17 protein-coding genes are annotated in these 20,009 nt (G+C 68.3%); 10 read left to right on the top strand and 7 right to left on the bottom strand.

Annotated elements, in window-relative coordinates:
- Positions 1-40 precede the first annotated feature (40 nt).
- The 4 genes from K368_RS0120585 (at position 41) to K368_RS0120570 (ending at position 2,217) form a co-directional block, all read left to right on the top strand.
- Entirely contained in the window at positions 41-331 is a 291-nt protein-coding gene (locus K368_RS0120585; RefSeq protein ID WP_027173988.1) for a GlsB/YeaQ/YmgE family stress response membrane protein, read from the top strand.
- A 104-nt stretch (positions 332-435) separates the two neighbouring features.
- On the top strand, positions 436-1,404 hold the full coding sequence (gene lipA / locus K368_RS0120580) for a lipoyl synthase (protein WP_027173987.1): 969 nt from the start codon (positions 436-438) through the stop codon (positions 1,402-1,404).
- 6 nt (positions 1,405-1,410) lie between these two features.
- Positions 1,411-1,866: a type II toxin-antitoxin system RatA family toxin gene (locus tag K368_RS0120575; RefSeq protein ID WP_027173986.1), complete on the top strand. Its 456-nt coding sequence runs from the start codon at positions 1,411-1,413 to the stop codon at positions 1,864-1,866.
- Positions 1,867-1,956: 90 nt separating this feature from the next.
- Positions 1,957-2,217, top strand: a complete 261-nt coding sequence (locus tag K368_RS0120570) for a PepSY domain-containing protein (protein WP_027173985.1) — start codon at positions 1,957-1,959, stop codon at positions 2,215-2,217.
- Positions 2,218-2,238: 21 nt separating this feature from the next.
- Here K368_RS0120570 and K368_RS0120565 read toward each other — a convergent pair whose 3' ends face one another.
- Together K368_RS0120565 and K368_RS0120560 are read right to left on the bottom strand one after the other, a co-directional pair.
- Entirely contained in the window at positions 2,239-2,748 is a 510-nt protein-coding gene (locus tag K368_RS0120565; protein ID WP_027173984.1) for a nicotinamide-nucleotide amidohydrolase family protein, read from the bottom strand.
- Positions 2,745-4,025, bottom strand: a complete 1,281-nt coding sequence (locus tag K368_RS0120560) for a bifunctional 2-C-methyl-D-erythritol 4-phosphate cytidylyltransferase/2-C-methyl-D-erythritol 2,4-cyclodiphosphate synthase (protein WP_027173983.1) — start codon at positions 4,023-4,025, stop codon at positions 2,745-2,747. Before K368_RS0120560 ends, K368_RS0120565 begins: the two co-directional genes overlap by 4 nt.
- 134 nt (positions 4,026-4,159) lie before the next feature.
- Here K368_RS0120560 and dusB point away from each other — a divergent pair, with 134 nt between their 5' ends.
- From dusB to K368_RS0120540, 4 genes are read left to right on the top strand one after another with little or no spacing between them, the layout of a single operon-like run.
- Complete coding sequence (dusB, locus tag K368_RS0120555; protein WP_027173982.1) at positions 4,160-5,206, top strand: tRNA dihydrouridine synthase DusB; 1,047 nt, start codon at positions 4,160-4,162, stop codon at positions 5,204-5,206.
- Positions 5,203-6,342, top strand: a complete 1,140-nt coding sequence (locus tag K368_RS0120550; RefSeq protein WP_027173981.1) for an ATP-binding protein — start codon at positions 5,203-5,205, stop codon at positions 6,340-6,342. The genes dusB and K368_RS0120550 overlap by 4 nt, the downstream gene beginning before the upstream one ends.
- 9 nt (positions 6,343-6,351) lie before the next feature.
- Positions 6,352-7,815 (top strand): nitrogen regulation protein NR(I), encoded by a 1,464-nt coding sequence (ntrC, locus tag K368_RS0120545; RefSeq protein WP_027173980.1) that lies wholly within the window; start codon positions 6,352-6,354, stop codon positions 7,813-7,815.
- Positions 7,812-8,420, top strand: coding sequence for a DUF6886 family protein (locus K368_RS0120540; protein ID WP_027173979.1), 609 nt, complete (start codon positions 7,812-7,814; stop codon positions 8,418-8,420). Before ntrC ends, K368_RS0120540 begins: the two co-directional genes overlap by 4 nt.
- Positions 8,421-8,595: 175 nt before the next feature.
- Here K368_RS0120540 and K368_RS0120535 read toward each other — a convergent pair whose 3' ends face one another.
- From K368_RS0120535 to K368_RS0120515, 5 genes are all read right to left on the bottom strand, one after another.
- On the bottom strand, positions 8,596-9,537 hold the full coding sequence (locus tag K368_RS0120535) for an alpha/beta hydrolase-fold protein (protein WP_027173978.1): 942 nt from the start codon (positions 9,535-9,537) through the stop codon (positions 8,596-8,598).
- A 43-nt stretch (positions 9,538-9,580) separates the two neighbouring features.
- Entirely contained in the window at positions 9,581-11,791 is a 2,211-nt protein-coding gene (locus K368_RS0120530) for a TonB-dependent siderophore receptor (RefSeq protein ID WP_027173977.1), read from the bottom strand.
- A gap of 381 nt (positions 11,792-12,172) precedes the next feature.
- Positions 12,173-13,447 carry an oxalate/formate MFS antiporter gene (gene oxlT, locus K368_RS25205; RefSeq protein ID WP_036266555.1) on the bottom strand — a complete coding sequence of 425 codons (1,275 nt, stop codon included), beginning with the start codon at positions 13,445-13,447 and terminating at the stop codon, positions 12,173-12,175.
- Between the two features lie 62 nt (positions 13,448-13,509).
- Complete coding sequence (locus K368_RS0120520; protein WP_036266554.1) at positions 13,510-14,385, bottom strand: class I SAM-dependent methyltransferase; 876 nt, start codon at positions 14,383-14,385, stop codon at positions 13,510-13,512.
- A 52-nt stretch (positions 14,386-14,437) separates the two neighbouring features.
- Positions 14,438-16,036 carry a gamma-glutamyltransferase family protein gene (locus K368_RS0120515; RefSeq protein WP_027173975.1) on the bottom strand — a complete coding sequence of 533 codons (1,599 nt, stop codon included), beginning with the start codon at positions 16,034-16,036 and terminating at the stop codon, positions 14,438-14,440.
- 216 nt (positions 16,037-16,252) lie between these two features.
- Between K368_RS0120515 and K368_RS0120510 the strand changes: the two genes are divergently transcribed.
- Positions 16,253-18,574, top strand: a complete 2,322-nt coding sequence (locus K368_RS0120510) for a PAS domain-containing sensor histidine kinase (RefSeq protein WP_027173974.1) — start codon at positions 16,253-16,255, stop codon at positions 18,572-18,574.
- The gene (locus tag K368_RS0120505; protein ID WP_027173973.1) at positions 18,571-19,941 is read left to right on the top strand and encodes a sigma-54 dependent transcriptional regulator; all 1,371 of its coding nucleotides are present in this window, start codon (positions 18,571-18,573) and stop codon (positions 19,939-19,941) included. The genes K368_RS0120510 and K368_RS0120505 overlap by 4 nt, the downstream gene beginning before the upstream one ends.
- Positions 19,942-20,009 lie beyond the last annotated feature (68 nt).

Raw genomic sequence — 20,009 nt, 5'->3', positions numbered from 1 at the left:
GCGACCGGCACGCCCCGATCCTTGCGAGGGAGCGACGGGTATGAACGGAGAAGTCTACGGTGCGCTGGGGCAACCGGGCGTGGGATTGTTCATGGCGATCGTCATCGGCGCCCTGGCGGGCTGGCTCGCGGAACAGTTCACCTCGGCGAATATGGGCCTCTTCGCCAACATCGCGATGGGTATCCTCGGCGGCCTTCTCGGCAACTATCTGGCCGCCAAGCTCCACATCCCGGTCTATGGCTTCTGGCGCAACCTGCTCTCGGCCACGGTGGGGGCGGTGATCATCATCACCATCTACAGGGCGATCCGCGGACGCGGCATGAGCTACTGACAGGTTCGTCGGATCGTTTCCCGATCGTTTGCGATGCGGGAGCCGAGTCATTACGTTTCGATCCGAGCGCCGGCCCCTCGCCGGTGCAGTTTGCCCGGTATGCCATGGCCGTCGTCCTCGACCTCCTGCGAAACGACCAGCGCCCCCGGCACCCGGAAAAGGCGCATCGCCCCGACAACCCGATCCAGCGCAAGCCCGACTGGATCCGGGTGAAGGCACCGGGTTCGCCCGGCTGGAACGCGACACGCGCCATCGTGAAGGAGCACGGCCTCGTCACCGTCTGCGAGGAGGCCGGCTGCCCCAATATCGGCGAGTGCTGGGAGAAGAAGCACGCCACCTTCATGATCATGGGCGACACCTGCACGCGGGCCTGCGCCTTCTGCAACGTGCGCACCGGCCTGCCCAACGCCCTCGACGGGGACGAGCCGGCCAAGATCGCCGATTCCGTGGCCAAGCTCGGCCTGCACCACGTGGTCATCACCTCGGTGGACCGGGACGACCTCGCCGATGGCGGGGCCATGCATTTCTTCCGCACCATCCGCGCCATCCGCGAGCGCAGCCCCGCCACGACGATCGAGGTGCTCACTCCCGATTTCCTGCGCAAGGACGGCGCGCTGGAACTGGTGGTGGAGGCGCACCCCGACGTGTTCAACCACAACATGGAGACGGTGCCGGGCAACTACCTCACCGTCCGCCCCGGCGCGCGCTACTTCCATTCGGTGCGGCTGCTGCAGCGGGTGAAGGAGCTCGACCCCACCATCTTCACCAAGTCCGGCATCATGGTCGGCCTCGGCGAGGAGCGGAACGAGATCGTCCAGCTCATGGACGACCTGCGCTCGGCGGATGTGGACTTCCTCACCATCGGCCAGTACCTGCAGCCGACGAAGAAGCACCACGAGGTGAAGCGCTTCGTACCGCCCGACGAATTCAAGACCCTTGAAACCACCGCCTATTCCAAGGGTTTCCTCCTCGTCTCGGCGACGCCCCTGACCCGCTCCTCGCACCATGCGGGCGAGGATTTTTCACGATTGAAGGCCGCCCGGCTCGCTCGCCTCGCGCCTGCCAACGCCTGAGGGCCGATGCCTTCCTTCCGGATCAACCGCGCGGTGCGCCACTCGCCGCAGCAGATGTACGACCTCGTGGCCGACGTGGAACGCTATCCCGAATTCCTGCCGCTCTGCGAATCCCTGCGCGTCCTTCGCCGCCAGCCCGGCCCGGACGGTACCGAAATCCTCGTGGCCGAGATGGGGGTCGGCTACAAGGCGATCCGCGAGCGCTTCACCACCCGCGTCACCCTCGACCCCCAGAACCTGAAGATCGTCGCCGAATACATCGACGGGCCGTTCCGGCACCTCGAGAACCGCTGGGGTTTCAAGGAGAGATCCCCCGGCGGGTGCGACGTCGACTTCTTCATCACCTACGAGTTCAAGAGTCGCACCCTCGGCCTGCTCATGGGCACGATGTTCGACCGCGCCTTCCGCAAGTTCACCGACGCATTCGAGGGCAGGGCGGACCGGGTGTATGGGGTGGCGTGACGCGCCGAAGCTCATGACGTGATGACACTGGCGGACAATGAGGTGCGGAGCCCTAGATACCGGTGAGCGCCCCCACCGGAGAACAGCCCCGTGAGACCGATCCCGACCCTCCTCCTCGCCCTCGCCCTGAATGTGGGCGTCTCCGGCTTCGCCGTGGCGGACCAGCCCGGCGCCGACTGGATGCCGATCGATCAGGTCAAGAAGGCGCTGATGGCCGAGGGCTACACCGAGATCTTGAAGCTCGAGGCCGATGACGGCCATTGGGACGGCGAGGGCATCAAGAACGGCCGGAAGATGAAGTTCGATGCCGACCCGAAGACGGGCGCGATCCTCGGCGAAGTCGCCGACTGAGGGCGGACGGGGATCGGCCGCTCAGTCCGATCCGACCGGCGCCACGGCCCTGCCGAACAGGTCCAGCGCCTCTGCAACGGCGAGGCGGCGAATCTCGGTGCGGCCGAGATCGCCGTAGCGGCGCTCGATATGCCGGGTCGCGGCGCCCCGGCGGGCGAGGCCGAAATGCACGAGGCCCACGGGCTTGCCCTCGCTGCCGCCGCCCGGACCGGCGATGCCGGTGATCGAGACCGCCACATCCGCGTGCGAATGGGCGAGCGCCCCCTCCGCCATGGCGCGGGCCACGGATTTGCTCACCGCCCCATGGGTCGCGATGAGGTCGGCGGGCACGCCGAGCATCTCGGATTTGGCCGCGTTGGAATAGGTGACGAAGCCGCGCTCCACCACCGCCGAGGAACCGGGCACGGCGGTGAGCAGCCCGGCGACGAGGCCGCCGGTGCAGGATTCGGCGCAGGCCGCCCGAAGCCCGGCGGCGGCATAGGCCGCCACCAGCGCCTCGGCGCGGGCGAGGAGCGCCGGGTCGTCGATCACGCCGCGTCGATCCCATCGGTCTCGGGCAGGCGGATCGTCGCCGCCGCCTGGGCGGCGAGCCCCTCGGCGCGACCGACGAAGCCGAGCTTCTCGGTCGTCGTCGCCTTGATCGAGACCGAACTCAGCGGCACGCCGCAGATCTCGGCGATGCGGGCGCGGATCGCCTCGCGGTGGGCGCCGATGCGCGGGGCTTCGGCCAGGACGGTGATGTCGAGATGGTCGATCCGGCCGCCCCGGTCGCGGACGAGCTTCACCGCATGGGCCAGGAAACGGTCGGACGAGGCGCCGCGCCATTGCTCGTCGCTCGGCGGGAAATGCGTGCCGATGTCGCCATCCGCGATCGCCCCGAGGAGGGCGTCGGTGAGGGCGTGCAGCGCCACGTCCCCGTCGGAATGGGCGAGCACGCCGCGATCGGCGGGAATCTTCACGCCGCCGAGCCAGACATGGTCGCCCTCGGTGAAGGCGTGGACGTCGAAGCCGGTCCCGAGGCGGGTCACGTAGGTCGTCATGGAATCGGTCTCTGGTTCGGAGAGCAGGGCATCACTGCCGGAAAAGCCGCGGTCGGCCTCGATCAGGTCCGAGGGCTGGGTAATCTTGCGGTTGCGCGGGTCGCCCTCGAACACCACCACGTCGAGCCCGGCCCATTCGGCCAAAGCCCCGTCATCGGTGAAACCGTGGAGGTCCGCGGCGGCCGCCTCGCGATGGGCGGCGAGGAGGTGCGCGAAGGCGAAGGCCTGGGGCGTCTGGACGGCGCGCAGGGATTCCCGGGCGGGGGTCTCACGCACCCGGCCGATCCCCGTCCCGAGATCCTCGACGATCTTGATCGTATCGGTGACGGCGATACCGGGCACCGCCGCGCCGTGGTCGCGACCGGCGACGAGGGCCCGGTCGATCAGCGCCTCGTCCACATGCGGGCGTGCCGCGTCGTGGACGAGGACGAGGCCCGGCGTACCCGTCGTCGCCGACGTTGCGTTCAAGGCTTCGAGGCCGGCCCGGACGGATTGCTGGCGCGTGGCACCGCCCTCGACGGGGGCCGCGAGCTTGGCTCGCAGAACGGGGTCGAGTTCCGCGACGCAAGCATGATAGAACGATGCAGCATCCGCGGCGATCACGGGCTGAATGAGCGTCAGGTCGGGATGCGCCGCCAGCGCGGCGAGGGTCCGTGTGAGGACCGCGCGTCCGCCGACGCTGCGATATTGCTTGGGAACGTCACCGCCGATGCGGATCCCGCGGCCGGCTGCGACGACCACCGCGGCGTTCCAGGCGGTGCCGGACATGAAAAAGTGCTCCCGCATCAGTTCGAGGTGGCGTGAATGGCTGGGGTGGTGTGTCGTTTAAGCGGGGCATAGCCCGAAATCAAATCGCGCAAGGTGCTTGCGTCCCCCCGGCGATTGTCTATTTGTTGGGCACAATGAAAGCTGATGATTATTTGAGCGTTCTGCGCTCGGACGATGGCCAAGGCCAGGTCGGCGAGGGGGCAGGCGCCAAGGCTTCGGTGCCGGTCCTGCTCGCCCCCTTGTCCGGCGTCACCGACCTGTACATGCGTCGCATCGCACGGCGCCTGGGAGCAAGCGCCGTCGTCTCGGAAATGGTGGCGGCGGCCGAGTTCGCCCGTGGGGCGGAGGAGGCACGCCTGCGGGCCGAGGGCGGCGGGGTCGATCCCCACGTGGTCCAGCTCGCGGGCTGCGTGCCCGAATCGATGGCGGAGGCCGCGCGGCTGGCCGAGGCGAACGGCGCCGATGTCATCGACATCAACATGGGCTGTCCGGCCAAGACCGTCACCGGCGGGGAGGCGGGCTCCGCCCTGATGCGCGATATCGAGGGGGCGACACGAATCCTCGCGGCGGTCCGCGCGGCGGTGGCGATCCCGGTCACCGTCAAGATGCGCCTCGGCTGGGACCATGCGAGCCTGAATGCCCCCGATCTCGCCCGGCGCGCCGAGGGACTCGGTCTCGCGGCGGTCACCGTGCATGGCCGCACCCGCCAGCAATTCTACAAGGGCCAGGCCGATTGGGCCGCCATCCGTGCCGTGGTGGACGCGGTCTCGATTCCGGTCATCGCCAATGGCGACATCGTCGACCTGGCCGGTGCGCGGGCCTGCCTCGCCGCCTCGGGCGCCGCCGGGCTGATGATCGGCCGCGCGGCCCTGGGGCGACCCTGGCTGGTAGGCGAGATCGCCGCCGGACTCGCGGGCCTCGCACCCCGTTCCCTCGATGCCGAGGAGAAGGCCGCCCTCGCCCTGGAGCATTACCAGGGGCTCCTCGCGCTCTACGGCCCCGCCATGGGCGTGCGTCACGCGCGCAAGCACCTGGCGGCCTATGTGGACGGATCCGGCGCGCTCGGCCCCGACGACCGGACGCGGCTTCTCACCACCACCGATCCGGTCATCGCAGCCGACCTTCTCTCGAGGGCGATGCGGCACCCGCGCGAACCAATCGTCACAGAGGAGGCAGCGTGAGCGTGGAGAAGGAATACGGCACGCGGTCCATCGCTCCGCCCACGAGCGAGGCGGTGATCAACGCCCTGCCGCTGCCGGTGATCACCATCGGTGCCGACGACCGCATCCTCCATGTGAACCACGCGGCGGAGACGTTCTTCGATCATTCCGCCCGGTTGATGAAGCGCCGGCACCTGCGGGACATCATCCCGTTCTCGTCCCCGATCAGCGCCCTCGTGGCCGAGGTCCGCCGCCGCAGGGCGAGCGTCAGCGAATACGGCGTCGAACTGGTCCAGCCGCGCTCCGGCCTGGAGCGCAACGTCGACGTCTTCGCGACCCCCCTCGGCGACGAGGAGGATGCCGTGGTGATGATGCTCCAGGAGCGCACCATCGCCGACAAGATGAACCGGCAGCTCACCCATCGCGGTGCCGCGCGCTCGATGATCGCGCTGGGGGCCATGCTCGCCCACGAGATCAAGAACCCGCTCGCGGGGATCCGCGGGGCGGCGCAGCTCCTCGAACAATCGGGCACCGAGGACGACCGCCTGCTCACCCGACTGATCTGCGACGAATCCGACCGGATCGTCCGTATCGTCGAGCGGATGGAGCTGTTCGGCGACGAGCGCCCGGTGGAGCGCGGTCCAGTCAACGTCCACGGCGTCCTCGACCAGGTGAAGCGCTCGGCCCAGTCGGGCTTTGCCCGGCACATCCGCTTCGTCGAGACCTACGACCCGTCGCTGCCCCCCGTTCTGGGCAATCGCGACCAGCTGATCCAGGTCATCCTCAACCTGGTGAAGAATGCCGCCGAGGCCATCGGCGCCGATGCGGTGGACGGGGAGATCACCCTCTCCACCGCCTTCCGCACGGGGCTGAAGATGCAGGTGCCCGGCACACGGGAACGGGTGAGCCTGCCCATTGAAGTGGCGGTGCGGGACAACGGGCCGGGGGTCTCGGCCGAGCTCCTGCCCGACCTGTTCGACCCGTTCGTCACCACGAAGGCTCAGGGGTCCGGCCTCGGACTTGCACTTGCGGCCAAGATCATCGGCGATCACGGTGGCATCGTCGAATGCGATCCCGTGCCGCGCCGCACCACTTTCCGTCTCCTCCTTCCCATGTCGAGCGCCCGTGACGGGCGCGAGTCGGCCGCGGAGCAATAGAGTCGCGTCATGCCCAACGGCCACATCATCGTCGCGGACGACGACGCCGCCATCCGCACCGTCCTCAACCAGGCCCTGTCGCGGGCCGGCTACGAGGTCCGCTCCACCGGCAACTGCGCCACCCTCTGGCGCTGGGTCGCGCAAGGGGAGGGCGACCTCGTCATCACCGACGTGATGATGCCGGACGAGAACGTGTTCGACCTGCTGCCGCGCATCAAGCGCGTGCGGCCGGAACTGCCGATCATCGTCATGAGCGCGCAGAACACGTTCATGACCGCGATCCGCGCCTCCGAGCGCGGCGCCTACGAATACCTGCCCAAGCCCTTCGACCTGAAGGAGCTGATCGCCATCGTCGGCCGCGCCCTGTCGCGGCCGCGCGGGACGCCCGCTCCCGGCGCCGATCCCGGCAACGAGGATATCCCGCTGGTGGGCCGTTCGCCGGCCATGCAGGAGATCTACCGGGCGCTGGCCCGCCTGATGCCCACCGACCTCACGGTGATGATCACCGGCGAGTCGGGCACCGGCAAGGAGCTCGTGGCCCGCGCACTGCACGATTACGGGCGTCGCCGCTCCGGGCCTTTCGTGCCGGTAAACATGGCGGCGATCCCGCGCGACCTCATCGAATCCGAACTGTTCGGCCATGAGAAGGGCGCCTTCACCGGCGCGCTCTCGCGCTCGGCCGGCCGGTTCGAACAGGCCGAGGGCGGCACGCTCTTCCTCGACGAGATCGGCGACATGCCGATGGAGGCCCAGACCCGTCTGCTGCGCGTGCTGCAGCAGGGCGAATACACCACGGTGGGCGGCCGGGTGCCGATCAAGACCAATGTCCGCATCATCGCGGCCACCAACAAGGACCTGCGCGTCTCGATCCAGCAGGGCATTTTTCGCGAGGACCTGTTCTTCCGGCTCAACGTCGTGCCGCTGCGCCTGCCCGCGCTCCGCGAGCGCTCGGAGGACGTGCCCGACCTGATCCGCCACTTCTTCATCCTGGTGGAGAAGGAGGGCCTGAGCCGCAAGCAGCTCGACGGCGAGGCGATGGACCGCCTGAAGCGCTACCGCTGGCCCGGCAACGTCCGCGAACTGGAAAACCTCGTCCGGCGCCTCGCCGCCCTCTACCCGCAGGAGACGATCACCGGCCCGGTGATCGAGGCCGAGCTCGATACGCTGCCCCTGGCGCAGCCGCAGGGCAACGGCTCCGGTCCGCGCAAGGCCGGCGCGGCGGAGAACGAGACCCTGTCGGCGGCGGTGGAACGGCATCTCGCCGAGTATTTCGGCGGATATCGCGACACCCTGCCCCCGCCCGGCCTCTACCACCGCATCCTGCGCGAGATCGAAGGCCCGCTCATCGGCGCGGCTCTGGCCGCTACCCGCGGCAACCAGATCCGGGCGGCGGAACTGCTCGGCGTCAACCGCAACACCCTGCGCAAGAAGGTGCGGGACCTCGACCTCCAGGTGTTCCGCAACGCGCGGTGAGTTCGGAGCGCCCGGGTCCGCCGGCCGAGCTGTTCCATTTCAGCGAGGACCCGGCCATCCGGGTCTTCACGCCGCGCCCCGTCCGCGTCGGCGTGGATCGCGGAGAGGCGGGGGCCTGGCTGAACGGGCCCCTGGTCTGGGCGATCGATGAGGCCCACAGCCTGCTCTACCTGTTTCCGCGCGACTGCCCGCGTATCGTGATCTGGCCCACGGCCCGGACCTCGCCGGAGGACCGGCGCGCGTGGTTCGGCGATGTCGCCGGGCGCGCCGTGGCCTATGTGGAGGAGGACTGGGCGGAGCGGATCGCGATCGCTGCGATCGAACGCTACCGGATGCCGCCCGAGACCTTCGCGCCCGCCGGCGAGCCCGGCACCTGGGTCTCGAGAAGCCCGGTCGTCCCCACCGGCCGCGACACGATCCGAGACCTGCTCGGCGCGATGGCAGAGCATGGCCTCGAACTGCGCACCCTGCCGCGCCTCACGCCGCTCGCGCCGATCTGGCGCTCCACCCTGCACGCCAGCGGCATCCGACTCAGGAACGCGCAGGACTGGGTCGCGCCGGAGGGCGGGCCGCCGAGGCCGATCACAGGGGCCGTTGTGCGATGAGGTGACGGTCGGGTTGCAGGCCCGATGCACGGGACGGGTGAGGTTGCGATTGGCCGCTCATGCCACGGGACCACGAAGTCCGACGGTCGCTCGGGCCGCGGCGATCGGCAACGCTGCGCCCTCGTTCCGCCAGTGCGTCCGGGCCACGTGGAAGGCGATGAGTTTCGCTACGCGCCTATCGAGATGTCTGCAGGAAGAAGCGAACGGCATCGTTCACGGCATCGGGCAGGACGGTCATGTGCGTCCGCTCGGGGATCAGCCGGAACTGACTCGCCAATCCCGGGATCCGATCGAGCCGGTCCGCCATCGCGCGGGCGAGCTCGACCATTCGCGCCGATGACAAACGGCTGAGGCGTGCGTCGCGATCCGGTGCATCCCGCTGAAACGGTGCCAGTTCCTCTTCGTAGGCCCCCGCCAGAAGAAGCACGCGAGCGCGAACGGGCGGCCCGTTTTCGAGCCGATCGATGCTCTTCAGCAGGACGAGATCCTCCCAGTAGATGGACGGGCTCGCCGCGATCCAGTGTGAGAACGCCGTCGGCATGCTGGCGAGCGCGTAGAGGACGAACAGCCCGCCGAAGGAATGTCCGAAGAGAGCCTGCCGTGTGGTGTCGACCGGGCAGCGCCGCTCGATCGCGGGCCGGAGCTCCCTCGTGACGAAGTGCAGGAACTCGTCGGCGCCGCCCGTCCGAAGCGTTGGTCCGCCGGGCGCGTACGGCGGGTAGGACCGGCCCGGCGGCGGCGTGTAGTCCCAGGAGCGACGCAGGCCGTCGTAGGCCTCATCCCCCGGGTAGCCGATCCCGACGATCACGAACCGGGAAGCGATCCCGGTGGCATCCGGGTAGCGTGCCTGCACGCGCTCGATATCGATCGCAGTGGCCGTCACCGCGTTGCCGTCGAGGAGATACAGGACGGGCCAGCCGGCGACGGGCGCCTCGCCGGGGGGCACGTAGAGCGTGATCCGCCACGGCGCCCGTTCTCCGCCACCGCCGAGATCGAAGCCGATCGCGCCCGGGAGCCGAGCCAGCTCGTCCGAAGCGGCCACGGAGCGCTCGCACACCATCATCCCGGCTGCCATCGAGACGCCCGCGAAGGCTCGCCGCGAGATGAGTGGCCTCATCGGACCCGGCCCGTGAAAACTCCCGCCGTCACCCGCCTTTCGGCTACCACCGGTAGATCAGGCTGCCGATCACGGTTGCCGGCTGGTTGCGGTTGCAGAAGCCGAAGGAACACGTCTGGTAGTTCCGATCGAAGATGTTGTAGCCGTTGAGTTGTGCACGGAAGCCCTTGTATCGCGGATCGATCGCGGCAAAGTCGTAGGCGACCAGCGCGTCGAAGAGCGTCACGGTGGGGTTGCGGGCCGTATTCTCGTCATCCGCGTAGCTCGTACCGATGTAGCGGATACCGCCACCGATCTGAAGGCCGCGAAGCGGCGAGGATGGCGGGAAGGCATAGGTCAGGAACGAGGCGTAGGTGTCACCGGGGATGCCCGAGACGCGGTTCCCTTCAAGCGGATCGACGGTGCCGGCGATCTGGTTCACGAAGCGAATGTCGACATGCGTGTAGGCGATCGTCAGGTTCGTGCCGGGCGCTAGGTTCGCCGTCGCCTCGGCCTCGAAGCCGGTGGAGCGCACGGCGCCGGTGGCGGACTGGAACGCGATGTTGTTCGGGTCGGTTCGCAGGATGCTCGATTGAACGATGTCGAAGCCGGCGAATGCCGCCTGGATGTTGGTGCCGGGGATCAGGTACTTCACCCCCGCCTCGATCTGATCGCCTGTCGCGGGCTTGAACGCGTTGCCGCCGGCATCGAGGCCCACCTGTGGCGTGAAGGTGGTGGCGTAGCTCGCATAAGGGACGAGGCCGGGCGCGAGGACGTAGCCAAGGCCGACGCGGCCGGTGAAGGCGGTGTTGTCCTGGCGTGACACCGCACTGTCGGGCGTCGCGTAGTTGTCCTGGAAGACCGAATCGTGGCGTCCGTTCACGGTCAGGATGAAGTTACCGAACTTGGCTTGATCCTGCAGGTAGACACCGACTTGATCCTGGGTCTGGCGCGAGGCCGGCCCCAGCAACGGCGTCGCGATGAACTGCTGACCGTAGTTTCGCGTGACGAGGTTCAGGTCCGGGACTGCTACGTTGTCGCCGAAATAGCCTCCGAAGCGGCTGGTCAGGCTGTAGCGGGCATAGTCGACGCCCGCCACCGCGGTGTGTGCGACGGGACCGGTGACGAAGTGCGCCTCCAACTGGTTATCCAGCGTCTGCTGCACGAGGCCGCCGCGGAGATACCCGTTGTCGCGTGTGCCGACCGTGCGCTCCGCGTTGATGGACGAGATGTCGACGTATTTCGCGCTCTGGAACAGGCCGTAATGGCGGAAATTCTGACGGAAGATCAGATCCGGCGTGAATTTGTGCTCGAAGGCGTAGCCGACGCGGTACTGCGTCTGATCGAGCCCGGCAAAGCGCGGATCGCCCATGTAGTAGTTGGTCGCCCGGAAGCCCGGGTCATTATAGTAGAACGTCGTCGCCGGGGTGTTGGTGACCTGGAATTCACTGAGAAACGTGAGCGTCGTGTCGGCCGACGGCTTCCACGTGAAGGCGGGAGCGATGTTGAGCTGGTCGTCGTTCGTGCCGAGCCCGACGAAGGTCCCGGCCTCTCGCCGCAAGCCGGTAAGGCGATAGGCCATGGTGCCACCGGACCCCTCCAGCGGGCCGCCGACGTCGAAGGCGCCCTGATAGCGGTCGAAACTGCCGGCCTGGAACTGCACCTCGCCGAAGGGCACGAAGACGGGACGCTTGCTCGTCGCGTCGAGGATGCCGCCGGGCGAGCCGAGGCCATAGAGGCCGGATGCAGGACCGCGGAGGATGGTGACCGCCTCGAGGCCGTAGGGCTCGGTCTTCGGGTAGGCGAAGCCGCTGCCAATCACGCGGAGCCCGTCGCGGTAGATGCCCTGGTTGGTCAGCACATCGAAGCCGCGGATGAAGATCTGGTCGAACCGCGGATCGAAGCCCGACCGGGCGGTCGCGGCGCCGGGAACGTAGGCGACCGTGTCGGCGAAGGTCTGGACGTTGCGATCGTTGAGCTGCTCGCGAGTCACGACGGAGACCGATTGCGGTGTCTCGATCAGGGGGGTGTTGGTTTTCGTCGCCGCCGTGGCGACCCGAGCCGTATAGCCGGTGATCCCGGAAGGGCCACCTCCACCTCCACTGGTCGCCGCCGTGCCGCCATCTCCGCCACTGAGGTTGCTGCCGCCTCCCACAGGCGCGGGAGCCGTGCCTTCGACCGAAAGCTGATCGAGTTGCACGCTGGCTTCCTGCGCTGTCGCAGTTCCGACGAGGGCGGTCGTGGCGAGGAGGAGGAAGGATAACCGGTAAGTCATGGCGCACGCTGCAAGGCGCCTTCAACGGCGCAGTACAGGTCTCATCGCCGGTCGTGGATTAAGAGGCAAGCCGAAAACGTGTTGTAAATCACACACTTAGAGCTCTTCAAATCTGAAGCAATTCTAAGCTGAAACGCGATCGGCCTGACAAGAACGACACCGCGATAACTTGCGGCAACGCCTCCATGGCGCCGCTTCATTTCAGATTGAATGTCCGTTCCGGGCGACGAGCCAACCGACTGCTACGCCCGGGTCGGATCGGAGGGAAACCCGGCACACGAATACCGCCCGGCATCGAGCCTTCATCGCCCGCAGTTCCTCACAGCAAAACGCGGGCGGGTTTCCCCGTCCGCGCTTTAAAGTTCGACCCAACCGGGAAGATCAGGCCATGGCGGGCTTGGCCGTCATGGCGCGCTCGTCGCCGAGGCCGAGCCAGCGCCGGCGCATGGGCTTGAGGACGAAGTAGGCGAGGATCGCGGTCAGCACGTCGAGGGTGATGATGATCGCGAAGACCGGGAGCCAGGAGCCCTGGACGAGGTAGATCCAGGCCGCGATCGGGCCGCCGAAGAGCGAGCCGATGCCCTGCGCCATGTAGAGGAAGCCGTAATTGGTGGTGGCGTGCTTGGTGCCGAACGTGTCCGTGAGGATCGAGGGGAACAGCGAGAAGATCTCGCCCCAGGCGAAGAACACGACGCCGGAGAGCAGGGCGAAGGCGTAAGCGTTCTCGCGGAAGACGAGGAGCAGGGCGATGGCCGCCGCCTCGGCGGCAAACGCGATGCCCATCGTGTTCTCGCGGCCGATCTTATCCGAGACCCAGCCGAAGAAGGGCCGGGTGAGGCCATTGGTGATGCGGTCGAAGGTCAGGGCGAAGGGGAGCGCCACGAAGCCGAAGATGATCGCGTCGGCGACACCGAAGTCGCGGGCGAAGGAGGCGAAGTTCGCCACCACCATCAGGCCGCCGGTGGACATCATCGTCATCATCGCGAACATCAGCCAGAACAGCGGCGTCTTCAGCATCTCCCTCGGCGCCGTGTCGTGGACGCAGGTCGAGAGGTTGCGGGCCGGGGCCGGCAGGACCTCGTCGGCACGGGGCGCCCGCAGGCCGAGGGCGGCCAATGCGCCGACGGCACCGAGGATGATGCCGAACACCGTCAGCGTGTGGCGATAGCCCGAGGCGGTGAGCATGTCGCTGATCGGGAAGGTGCTGAGCATCGCGCCCATGCCGTAGCCGGCGGCGACCACGCCCACGGCGAAGCCCCGGCGATCGGGAAACCACTTCACCATCAGGCCGACGATGCCGACATAGACGATGCCGGTGCCCAGACCGCAGAACAGGCCGTAGGTGGCATAGACGCCCCACAGGGTGTCGACGCGGGCGGCCAGCACCCAGCCGAGGCCCGAGAGGATGGCGCCCAGCGCGATCATCAGTTTGGGGCTGAACCGGTCGATCAGGTAGCCCTGGACCGGCGAGAAGAAGGTCTGCAGCACGATCAGGATCGTGAAGGTCCATTGAAGCTGCGGCAGGCTCGAGCCCGTCGCCGCGATCAGCGGCTTGGTGAACAGCGTCCAGACGTATTGCGGGCTCGAGATCGCCATCATGGCGACGAGGCCGAGGCCGAGCTGGATCCAGCGCTGCCGGGAAAGGGTCGTATCCATTATGCACTCCATGCTGCAGGCACGGAGACGCAAAGTGTATACCAGCTGGCGCGGGCTCGCCGTCAGCGCCGGGCGGAAACCAGCCAGCAGCCGGCATCCAGGGTCACGGCGCCGGAGACGGCACGCTTGGCGAAGTCGTCACTCACTCGCTTGAGGGCGTCCGCACGGACCGAAGCGGGCTGATCGCGCAGGAGACGGGAGACCGGACCGAGCTCGGTGGCGAAATCCGCGGCGGCCTCCGCCGCATCTTGGGCGCTGCCGTCGCCGGACCTTGCGAGGGTGAGGGGCCGGTCGATCGCCTCGAGGGTGATGTCGAGGAAGCCGGCCTGCGCCAGCACCGCGCCGAGGGTCTCCGCCTCGGCGAAGCGGAACGGCCCCGGCGCGTCGACCGGGCTGGGTTCGGGTTCCGGCACGAGGGGCAGGACGAGGTTCCTCGGCACGGTGATCCAGGGATTGTCCTCGATCCGCCGCCAGCACAGGAAGGTCAGGCGGCCACCGGGGACCAGGGCCTTGCGGATATTGGCGAAGGCGGCGCCGGAATCCTCGAAGAACATCACCCCGAAGCGGGAGACCGCCTGCTCGAAGAGGGCATCGCCGAAATCGTGGGTCTGGGCATCCGCCTCGACGAACGCGATCGGGGCCAGGGCGGGAGCCTCGATCCCGGCCCGTTCGCGCGCGACAGCGAGCAAAGGGGCCGAGAGGTCGGCCGCCACCACACGCCCCCTCGGGCCGAGCCGGCGTGCGGCGATGATGGCGCAGTCACCGGCGCCGCAGCCGATATCCAGCGCCGAGCCGTCCACCCGAAGGCGCGCCTCTTCGAACAGGGCGGCGGTGAGGGGCGCGAAGACCGCATCGATCCTGCGCTGGTTGCGGGCCCAGCGCGCCCCGACCTCGCCGTTCCAGTATTCGCGCTGGGTGATCGCGCCATCCGCCATCATGAACCTTCCGGTTTCTGAACATCGATCGTCCGGCCCACGGCGGGGACCCATTTCACAATCCGGACGAGCCGCCATCCGAGCGCGGATCGTGGACCGCCTCGATCCGCCCGTTGCCGGGATGACGGACCAGCATGCCGGCATGGCCGAGGGAATCGATGTAGGCGCCGCCGAGTTCCTCGATCTCGTGGCCCATGGAGCGCAGCTCGGCGATGCTGGCCGGATCGAACCTGTCCTCCACCTTCACGCTGAGGGACTCCGCGCCCCAGGTACGGCCATAGAGCAGGCGGGGCGCGTCGACGGCCTCGGCCGGGCTCATGCCATAATCGGCATACCGCGAAAAAATCTGGGCCTGGAATTGCGGCTGCCCGTCGCCGCCCATGCTGCCGTAGGACATCACGCGCCCGTCGTCGAAGGCGGCCAGTCCGGGGATCAGGGTGTGGAACGGCCGGCGCCCCGGCTCCAGGGGGTTCACCGCGCCCTTCTCGAGGGAGAACGAGGTGCCGCGGTTTTGCCAATGGATCCCGGTCTTGGGCAGGACGATCCCCGAACCGTACTCCCAGTAGATCGACTGGATGTAGGAGACGGCCAGGCCGTCCTTGTCGATGGCGCCCATCCAGACGGTGTCGCCGTCGCCCGGTCCCTTGAGGGGCACGGAGGCGGCGCGGCGCATGTCGATCTGCGCGGCCTCGCGGTCGAGACTCTCCGGGGTGAGGAAGCTCGCCGGATCGACGCTCAGCCGGTCGTAATCGGTGACCGTGCGGTCGCGTATGGCGAAGGCACGCTTCGTCGCCTCGATCAGCCCGTGATATTGCGCCGTGCTCTCCGGCCGCGACACTTTCAGCCGGTCGAAGATACCGAGGATGATGAGGGCCGCGAGGCCCTGGGTCGGCGGCGGGAAGTTGTAGAGCACCGCGTCGCGCCGGCGCAGGGACAGGGCCGCCCGCTCTCGCGGCGCATAGGCTTCGAGATCGGCCCGCGTCACCGGCGAGCCGAGGCGGTCGAGGTCGGCGGCGATCTCGCGGCCGAGGTCGCCCCGGTAGAAATCGTCGAGCCCGGCATGGGCCAGCTGTTCGAGGGTGTCGGCCAGAGCCGGCAGGCACCGCGTGGCGCCGGCGGCGAAAGGCTTGCCCCCGTCGAGGAAGGTCTGCGCGAAACCCGGCTGGTCGTGGAGCGTGTCGATCTCCTTCGGCACGTAGCGGGCCTCGGAGGGCGAGACCGCGCAGCCCTGGCGCGCATGGCGGATCGCGTCGGCCAGCAGGGTCTCGAGGGGGAGCCGGCCGCCCAGCGCCCTGGCGAGGTCGAGGGCGAGACGCCAGCCGCCGATGGCACCGGCCACGGTGAGCGCCGCGTCCGGCCCGCGGGAGGGGATCGTCTCGTGGCCCTGGCTGCGATAGCGGCCCACCGTGGCGAGGGACCCGGCCGGGCCGCAGGCCTCGATGCCGCGCACCCGCCCGCCCGGCTCGCGCACGAGCCAGAACCCGTCGCCGCCGATCCCGTTCATGTGCGGATAGACCACGGCGATGGTGGCCGCCATGGCCGCCATCGCCTCGATGGCATTGCCGCCCTGCGCCAGCACGGTCTGCCCGGCGGTGGCGGCCAGGTGGTGAGGCGCGGCAACGGCGGCGGAGGAATAGACGGGCGTCTCGGGCATCGCGAACTCGGTGTGAGGGAAAGCGTGAGGATAATGTATTTTTTCGGCCGGTCGACCGCGACGTGTCCCTGGCAAGAACCGGACGCAGCATGCTGCGGCAGCATCGGTTTCACGGCGCGAAGCCGGGTGTGAGGGCGTACTGCCTGGGCGGTTTCCACGGATAGGCCTGCCCGATTCGTATTAATTTCGCCACACTGTTGTGGCGACGCATCAGCCATGGCGTGGCTTCGACGTTCCAGACAATCGGCCGCCCCGGGAGACGACGTCTCACCGGAGGGCGAGGCCGAACCGCATACCATTCGGGCAGCACCGCGCGGCCCCGGCTGGATCGGCGCGCTCGTCGTCACCACGGCCCTGGTCTCGGCCATCGCGACGTTCCTGATCCTAGCCGGCGTGATCCGGGTGACGCCGACGCCGACGATCGGCCTGACGCTGCTGGGCATCAACGTCTTCCTTGTCCTCAGCCTGTTCGTCATCATCGGCTGGGAGGCGCGGGTCTTCCTGCATGCGCGCCGGGCCAATGCGGCGGTGGCGCGCCTGCATACCCGCATCGTCGGCCTGTTCAGCCTGATCGCGATCCTGCCCACCGTGCTGCTGGCCGTCGTCGCGGCGGTGACGATCGATCGCGGCCTGTCCCTGGGCTTCACCGATCGCGTCCGCGACGTGGTGCTGAAATCGGTGGAGGTGGCCGACGCCTACCAGGAGAACCAGTGCCAGTCGCTCGCCCGCGAGATCCGCATCCTCACCGACGACCTCACGCGGGCCCGGCCTAATTTCGATGTGAACAGGGAGTGGTTCGAGAACTTCCTCACCACGCGGGCGACCGCGCTGGGACTGCCGGTCGCCGAGATCATGCGCGGACCGAACGAGCTCGTGGCACGGGCGAAGATCGACGTCCTCAAGGAGCGCCGGCTGCCCTCCGCCGCGGCCTTCGAGGAGGCCGCCAAATCCAACGAGACGATCTGCCTGAGGCCGAGCGAGGGGCGGGTCTTCGCCGCCCTGCTGCGGATGCCGGCCTATGACGGGGCCGTGCTGCTGGTCCAGCGCGAGGTGAGCCAGCTCGCCGTGGACTTCCCCGGCGTCTCGCGGGCGGCGGCGGCCGAGTATCTCACCTACGATTCGCTCAAGCGCTCGATCCAGATCAGCTTCGCCTCGATCTTCGTGCTGATCGCCCTCATCGCCCTCCTCTCGGCGGTCTGGTTCGGCCTCAACTTCGCCAACCGGTTCGTGGCGCCGATCCGCCGGCTCATCAACGCGGCCGATCAGGTCGCCTCGGGCAATTTCTACGCCCAGGTCCCGGCACGGAAGAGCGACGGCGACCTCGCCCATCTCGGCGAGAGTTTCAACAAGATGACGCAGGAGCTGCGTCGCCAGCACGACGGGCTGACGGCCGCGAGCGAACTCATCGACCGCCGCCGCCGGTTCACGGAAGCGGTTCTGGCCGGGGTCTCCCCGGGCGTCATCGGCGTCGACGCGGCGGGCCTCGTCACCATCGCCAACCCCTCCATCGAGCGCACGTTGGGGCTGAAGGCGGACGCCATCATCGGCAAGCCGCTGGTCCAGGCCGTGCCCGAGCTCCAGGCCATCCTGCCCGAGGGCGGCGAGGGACGCCTGCGCGCGCTCCAGCAACAGATCCAGCTGACCCGCGACGGGCGCGAGCGCACGGTCACCGTGCGCGTCACCAGCGAACAGGCGCAAGGCGGCGCAAGGGGCTTCGTGGTGACCCTGGACGACATCACCGACCTCGTCACGGCCCAGCGCACCTCGGCCTGGGCCGACGTCGCCCGCCGCATCGCCCACGAGATCAAGAACCCGCTGACCCCGATCCAGCTCTCGGCCGAGCGCATCCGGCGCAAATACGGCAAGGTCATCGTGGCGGACAAGGACGTGTTCGACCAGTGCACGGCGACGATCATCCGCCAGGTGGACGAGATCAAGCGCATGGTGGACGAGTTCTCCTCCTTCGCGCGGATGCCCAAGCCCGCCATCGCCCGGAACGACCTGAGCGAGATCGCCAAGCAGAACCTGTTCATGATGCGGGTGGCGCATCCGGACATGGATTTCGCCTTCACCGAGGCCGGGCAGGACCGCCTGCATGCCGCCTTCGACATCCGGCTGCTGTCGCAGGCGATCACCAACATCCTCAAGAACGCGGTGGAGGCCGTCTCCGCCGTGCCCGAGGCCGAACTCGGCAAGGGTCGGGTCGATCTGCGCCTCCTCGTCGAGGAGGGGTTCGCGGTGATCGAGATCACCGACAACGGCAAAGGCTTCCCCGTGGAGGGGCGCCAGCGGCTGCTCGAGCCCTATATGACCACCCGCGAGGGCGGCACCGGGCTCGGACTCGCCATCGTCAGCAAGGTGCTCGAAGAGCATGGCGGCGGCATCGAACTGAACGACAACCCCTCGGGCAGGGGCGGATGCGTGCGGATGCGCGTTCCCCTCGATACCCGGGAAAAGACGACGGAGGGGAAACCCTCCGCGCAGGCTGAGAAGGTTGCCGCATCGACGGCACCCCCAATCGCGGAGATGACGTCATGAGCGCCGATATTCTGATCGTCGACGATGAGGCCGACATCCGCGACCTCGTCGCCGGCATCCTCGACGACGAAGGTCACCGGACCCGGACGGCCGGAGGCTCCGACGAGGCGCTCGCGGCCATCGAGTCGCGTCGCCCCCACCTCGTCTTCCTCGACATCTGGCTGCAGGGCTCCCGCCTCGACGGGCTGCAGGTGCTCGACCAGATCAAGCTCGGACATCCCGACCTCCCGGTGGTGATGATCTCGGGCCACGGCAACATCGAAACGGCGGTGGCCGCCATCAAGGCAGGCGCCTACGACTTCATCGAGAAGCCGTTCAAGGCCGACCGGCTGGTCCTGGTGGCCGAACGCGCCCTCGAAGCCTCCCGCCTCAAGCGCGAGGTGCGCGATCTCAAGGCGCGTTCCGGCCAGGCGAGCCGCCTCGTGGGCGGATCCGTGGCGGTCAACCAGCTGCGCCAGACGGTGGAGCGGGTCGCCCCCACCAATGCGCGCGTGATGATCCTCGGCGCGCCGGGGTCCGGCAAGGAACTCTCGGCGCGGACCCTCCACGCTTCGTCGTCCCGCGCCAGCGGGCCCTTCGTCGTCATCAACGCGGCGATGATCACGCCCGAGACCATGGAAGCGGAGCTGTTCGGCGTCGAGGCCGGCGAGGGCCGCGTCCGCCGGGTCGGCGCCCTGGAGGAGGCCCATGGCGGCTCCCTCTATATCGACGAGATCGCCGACATGCCGCGCGAGACCCAGAACCGCATCCTGCGGGTGCTGGTGGACCAGAACTTCCAGCGCGTCGGCGGCACCACCCGCGTCCATGTGGACGTGCGCATCATCTCTTCCTCCTCGCGCGACCTCGCCGAGGAGATCGCCGCCGGCCGCTTCCGCGAGGATCTGTTCCACCGCCTCTCGGTGGTGCCGATCCGGGTGCCGTCCCTGTCCGAGCGGCGCGAGGACGTGCCCGAACTCATCAACTTCTTCATGGAGCAGATCTCGGCCGCCACCGGCCTCGCCCGCCGGCGCATCGCCGAGGACGCCATGGCGGTGCTGCAATCGCACGACTGGCCGGGCAATATCCGCCAGCTGCGCAACAACGTCGAGCGGCTGATGATCCTCACCCATACCGACCCCGAACAGGAGGTGACATCGGAGATGCTGCCCACCGAGATCGGCGCCCTGGTTCCGACGACGCCGAACGGCGCGGGGGGCGAGAAGCTCATGAGCCTGGCCCTGCGCGAGGCGAGGGAAATCTTCGAGCGCGAGTATCTGATCGCACAGATCGCACGATTTTCAGGAAACATATCGCGGACCGCCGAGTTCATCGGCATGGAACGGTCCGCCCTGCACCGCAAGTTGAAGTCCCTCGGCATCGGTCCTTGACGGGAGGGGGCGCGACCTTCCTCTTGCATAAGAGTGGCATTGAACGTGTAATAGTCGAGGTTGCCCGG

The organism is Methylobacterium sp. 10, from assembly GCF_000519085.1.
Lineage (GTDB): Bacteria > Pseudomonadota > Alphaproteobacteria > Rhizobiales > Beijerinckiaceae > Methylobacterium.
Note: the sequence above shows the minus strand (reverse complement) of the source record. Positions and strands in the feature narration are given on the sequence as shown.

Coding starts and splice junctions, on each gene's coding strand:
- lipA (WP_027173987.1), top strand. CDS start 436: ATGGCCGTCGTCCTCGACCTCCTGCGAAACGACCAGCGCCCCCGGCAC.
- K368_RS0120510 (WP_027173974.1), top strand. CDS start 16,253: ATGGCGTGGCTTCGACGTTCCAGACAATCGGCCGCCCCGGGAGACGAC.
- K368_RS0120530 (WP_027173977.1), bottom strand. CDS start 11,791: ATGACTTACCGGTTATCCTTCCTCCTCCTCGCCACGACCGCCCTCGTC.
- K368_RS0120505 (WP_027173973.1), top strand. CDS start 18,571: ATGAGCGCCGATATTCTGATCGTCGACGATGAGGCCGACATCCGCGAC.
- K368_RS0120520 (WP_036266554.1), bottom strand. CDS start 14,385: ATGATGGCGGATGGCGCGATCACCCAGCGCGAATACTGGAACGGCGAG.
- K368_RS0120560 (WP_027173983.1), bottom strand. CDS start 4,025: ATGTCCGGCACCGCCTGGAACGCCGCGGTGGTCGTCGCAGCCGGCCGC.
- ntrC (WP_027173980.1), top strand. CDS start 6,352: ATGCCCAACGGCCACATCATCGTCGCGGACGACGACGCCGCCATCCGC.
- K368_RS0120535 (WP_027173978.1), bottom strand. CDS start 9,537: ATGAGGCCACTCATCTCGCGGCGAGCCTTCGCGGGCGTCTCGATGGCA.
- K368_RS0120585 (WP_027173988.1), top strand. CDS start 41: ATGAACGGAGAAGTCTACGGTGCGCTGGGGCAACCGGGCGTGGGATTG.
- oxlT (WP_036266555.1), bottom strand. CDS start 13,447: ATGGATACGACCCTTTCCCGGCAGCGCTGGATCCAGCTCGGCCTCGGC.
- dusB (WP_027173982.1), top strand. CDS start 4,160: ATGAAAGCTGATGATTATTTGAGCGTTCTGCGCTCGGACGATGGCCAA.
- K368_RS0120575 (WP_027173986.1), top strand. CDS start 1,411: ATGCCTTCCTTCCGGATCAACCGCGCGGTGCGCCACTCGCCGCAGCAG.
- K368_RS0120515 (WP_027173975.1), bottom strand. CDS start 16,036: ATGCCCGAGACGCCCGTCTATTCCTCCGCCGCCGTTGCCGCGCCTCAC.